This is a genomic window from Thiobacillus sp., assembly GCF_024708915.1.
In genome coordinates this window covers 1-4267 of record NZ_JANJXQ010000117.1, presented here as the reverse complement: position 1 = coordinate 4267, position 4267 = coordinate 1, and the positions used below count along the sequence as shown (strand labels likewise).

Genomic DNA, 4267 nt, shown 5'->3' with positions numbered 1-4267 from the left:
CGTCATCAGCTTGTCGAAAAGTTTTGCCAGGTTGGGATGCGCGCCGCGCCAATCGATTTCAGGGAAGCGCAGATTCAGATACCCCAGCATGCAGCCGCAGGCGACGTCGGCAAGCGTCATGCTGTTGCCAAGATACCAGGGTTTTTCGCCAAGCGCCTCGGACAGGGCTTCGAGTCCGCGGAACAGCGTTTTTTCCTGCAGAGTCAGCCAGTCGGTGCTCTGCTTGTCGGCGGGGCGTTTCTTTTCGTAGAAAATCGCGACCGCGGCATCGGTAACGCCATCGGCCAGCGCGTCGACGCCGCGTACCATCATGCGGCTTTTCGGCTCGCCGGGAATCAGGTGCGCAACCGGACTGACATGGTCGAGGTACTCGACGATGACACGCGAATCGAACACAGATTCACCGTCCTCCAGCACCAGCACCGGCACCTTGCCGAGCGGGTTGACCGCGAGCACGGGGCTGTCCGGCTGCCACGGGTTCTCGACCTGGAGCTTGAAGGGAATCCTCTTTTCGGCGAGCACCACACGGACCTTGCGGCCGTAGGGGCTGGTGAGCGAGGTGACGAGTTTCATGCGTGCTCCCTGAGCTGCGGGTTACGGTTTGCGGACGCCCCCATTATCCCCGGTGGAAAAGAGCGCTCCAACCCGCTCGCGCAGGGCCGGCAGCACCTCCTGCTCGAACCAGGGATGACGCTTGAACCATAGACGATTGCGCGGGCTGGGATGCGGCAGCGGGAAGTACTCGGGCAGGAAATCACGCCAGGCGTGCACGGTGTCTGCGAGCGTGCGGCCGCGCCGGCGGCCCAGGTAATAGGCCTGGGCGTAGGCGCCGATCAGGAGGGTGAGGCGGATGGCGGGCATCGCCGCGCGCAGCGGCGGATGCCACAGGGGCGCGCACTCCGGCCGGGGCGGCAGGTCGCTGCCCTTCACCGTTCCCGGATAGCACAGGCCGGTGGGGACGATGGCGATGCACGACGCGTCGTAGAACTGCTCCCGCGTCATCCCCAGCCACGCTCTCAACTGGTCGCCGGAAGGATCGTTCCACGGGATGCCGGTCTCGTGCACGCGCCGCCCCGGCGCCTGGCCGACGATCAGCAGGCGCGCGGTGGGAGAGACGCGCAGGACGGGGCGCGGGAAATGCGGCAGGTTCGCGGCGCAGACGGTGCAGCCCTGCACCTGCGCCAGCAGCCCGTCCAGGTCCTCGGGCGGACCGGGTTCAGCGGGCGTGTTCGACGATGTACCGCTTGACCGCTTCGACATCGGCGTCCATGACGTGCTTCTTCTGCGGCTGCGCCTCGAGGTCGGCAAGCTCGGCCGGGCGCACCGGCTCGACGCCGAGCGCCTCGCGGATCGCGTCCTCGAACTTGGCGGGCTGCGCCGTCTCCATGCAGACGAGCGGCACGCCCGGCTCGCGATGCTCCAATCCAACTTTCAGTCCGTCGGCGGTGTGCGGGTCGATCATGGTGCCGTAGACCTCGTACACGGTGCGGATCGTGTCCATGCGGTTGGCGTGGCTGCTCGAGCCCGAGACCATGCCGAAGTCGGCGACGCGGTCGAACAGGCCGTGCGCCTTCAGATCGAAGCTGCCGCCCGCCTCGACCGCGCTCCACAGGCTGCGCACCTTTCCGGCGTCGCGCCCGGCGAGGTCGAACACGAAGCGCTCGAAGTTGGACGCCTTGGAGATGTCCATGCTGGGGCTCGAGGTGTGCTTGGTCTCCGGGCGCGGGCGGTAGACGCCGGTCCGGAAGAATTCGTCGAGCACGTCGTTCTCGTTGGTCGCGACGATGAGCTTCTTGATCGGCAGCCCCATCTGGCGCGCGATGTGGCCGGCGCAGACGTTGCCGAAGTTGCCCGACGGCACCGAGAACGACACCTGCTGGTCGTTGCTTTGTGTCGCCGCGAAATAAGCCTTGAAGTAGTACACGCTCTGCGCCGCGACGCGCGCCCAGTTGATCGAGTTGACCGCGCCGATGTGGTGTTTCGCCTTGAAGTCCAGATCATTCGACACTGCCTTGACGATGTCCTGGCACTGGTCGAACACGCCGCGGATCACCAAGTTGTGGATGTTGGCGTCCGTGAGCGCATACATCTGCGCCTGCTGGAAGCGCGTCATGCCGTGCTCGGGCGACAGCATGAAGACGCGGATACCGCGCTTGCCGCGCATCGCGTATTCGGCGGCCGAACCGGTGTCGCCGGACGTGGCACCGAGGATGTTGAGCTCGCCGCCGGTTTTCGCCAGCACGTATTCGAACAGGTTGCCGAGCAGCTGCATCGCCATGTCCTTGAACGCCAGCGTCGGGCCGTTCGACAGCGCCAGCACGTGCAGGCCGGGCTCCAGCGTTTTCAGCGGGGTGATGTCCGCCGCGTCCTCGCCCGGGCCGGCGTAGCGGTAGACATCGGCGGTGTAGGTCTTGTCGATCAGCCGGCGCAGGTCGTCGTGCGGAATGTCGTCGATCAGGCGCGACAGCACGGCGAAGGCCAGTTCGCGGTAATTCATCCCGCGCATCGCCGCGAGTTCGGCGTCGGTAAAGCGCGGGTAGGTTTCCGGCACATAGAGGCCGCCGTCGCTGGCGAGCCCGCCGAGCAGGATTTCGGAGAAACGGAGTTGCGGCGCAAGGCCGCGCGTGCTGAGGTAGTTCATTGCCTGCCCCTGGTTACCTGGCCGCCAGTTCTTCGAGACGGATGCGCATCACCTGCCCCGCCACGGCGTCGAGCGCCTCGATCCTGGCGATCGCGGCATTGATGTTCTTTTCCACCGTGATGTGGGTCAAGAGGATGATGTTGACCTGCTCCTCGCCCTCGGCGGGCTCCTTCTGCACCATGGCGTCGATGGAGATGTCGCCGTCGGCCAGGATGCGGGTGATGTCGGCCAGCACGCCGGGGCGGTCGAAGGCGCGCAGGCGCAGGTAGTAGGCGGTGCGCACCTCGTCCATCGGCAGGATCGGCGTGGCGGCCAGCTGGTCGGGCTGGAACGCCAGATGCGGCACGCGGTGGTGCGGATCGGCGGTATGCAGTCGGGTGACGTCGACCAGGTCGGCGACCACCGCGGAAGCGGTCGGCTCGGCGCCGGCGCCGGCGCCGTAATACAGTGTCGGGCCGACGGCATCGCCCTCCACCAGCACCGCGTTCATCGCGCCATCGACGTTGGCGATGAGGCGGCGTTCCGGGATCAGCGTCGGATGCACGCGCAGCTCGATGCCGGCTTCGACGCGCCGCGCGATGCCCAGCAATTTGATGCGGTAGCCCAGCTCCTCGGCGTATTGCACGTCCTCGCGGGTGAGCTTCGAGATGCCCTCGGTATAGGCGTGGTCGAACTGCATCGGGATGCCGAAGGCGATCGCCGACAGGATGGTGAGTTTGTGCGCGGCGTCGATGCCCTCAATGTCGAAGGTCGGGTCGGCCTCGGCGTAACCCAGGCGCTGCGCCTCCTTCAGCACGTCGTCGAAGGCAGCGCCCTTGTCGCGCATCTCGGTGAGAATGAAGTTGCTGGTGCCGTTGATGATGCCGGCCAGCCACTCGATGCGGTTGGCGGAAAGGCCTTCGCGCAGCGCCTTGATGATGGGAATGCCGCCCGCCACCGCGGCCTCGAACGCGACCATCACGCCCTTGGCCTGCGCCGCGGCGAAGATTTCGTTGCCGTGCTTGGCGATCAGATGCTTGTTGGCGGTGACCACGTGCTTGCCGTTGGCGATCGCCTGCATCACCAGCTCGCGCGCCGGCTCCAGGCCGCCGATCAACTCGACCACGATGTCGATCGCAGGATCGTCGACCACGTCGAACGGGTTGGTCGTCAGCGGCAGGTCGCCCGCCAACGCTCTGGCCTTTTCAAGATTGCGCACCGCCGCACGCAGCACGCGGATTTCGCGGCCGGCGCGGCGGGTGATTTCTTCAGCATTGCGGCGCAGCACGGTGAGCGTGCCGCCACCGACGGTTCCCAGGCCCAGCAGGCCGACGTGGATGGGCTTCATTGTTTGGTCTCAGTCAAAAAAACATTTATCCGCAAAGCACGCGAAGAAGCGCGAAGGAAATCCCGGAAAGGCAATACGCTTCTGACATGCTCTTGCGTTCGCGTCCCTTCGCGTGCTTCGCGGATGAAAAAAACAAAAATCAGCGATGTGCCCGTTGCCGGTCGAGAAAGCGGCTCATGCGGCCGATCGCCTCGATCAGGCCTTCTTCGTGCGGCAGGAACGCCACCCGGATGTGATCCGGATGCGGCCAGTTGAAACCGGTTCCCTGCACCACCAGCACACGCTCCTCATCCAGCAGG

Annotated in this window: 4 protein-coding genes and 1 pseudogene; all 5 read right to left on the bottom strand. The window is 65.8% G+C overall.

Annotation, left to right across the window (positions count from 1 at the left end; all coding sequences use genetic code 11):
• Positions 1-573: glutathione S-transferase N-terminal domain-containing protein (locus tag Q0L94_RS08595; RefSeq protein WP_296752485.1), on the bottom strand; the 573-nt coding region annotated here is incomplete at its 3' end.
• 21 nt (positions 574-594) lie between these two features.
• The gene (locus tag Q0L94_RS08590) at positions 595-1260 is read right to left on the bottom strand and encodes a uracil-DNA glycosylase family protein (protein WP_296752483.1); all 666 of its coding nucleotides are present in this window, start codon (positions 1258-1260) and stop codon (positions 595-597) included.
• Entirely contained in the window at positions 1217-2641 is a 1425-nt protein-coding gene (thrC, locus tag Q0L94_RS08585) for a threonine synthase (RefSeq protein WP_296752480.1), read from the bottom strand. Before thrC ends, Q0L94_RS08590 begins: the two co-directional genes overlap by 44 nt.
• Before the next feature lie 13 nt (positions 2642-2654).
• Positions 2655-3968 (bottom strand): homoserine dehydrogenase, encoded by a 1314-nt coding sequence (locus Q0L94_RS08580; protein ID WP_296752477.1) that lies wholly within the window; start codon positions 3966-3968, stop codon positions 2655-2657.
• A gap of 139 nt (positions 3969-4107) precedes the next feature.
• A pseudogene (locus Q0L94_RS08575) lies at positions 4108-4267 on the bottom strand (aminotransferase); the annotation flags it as partial.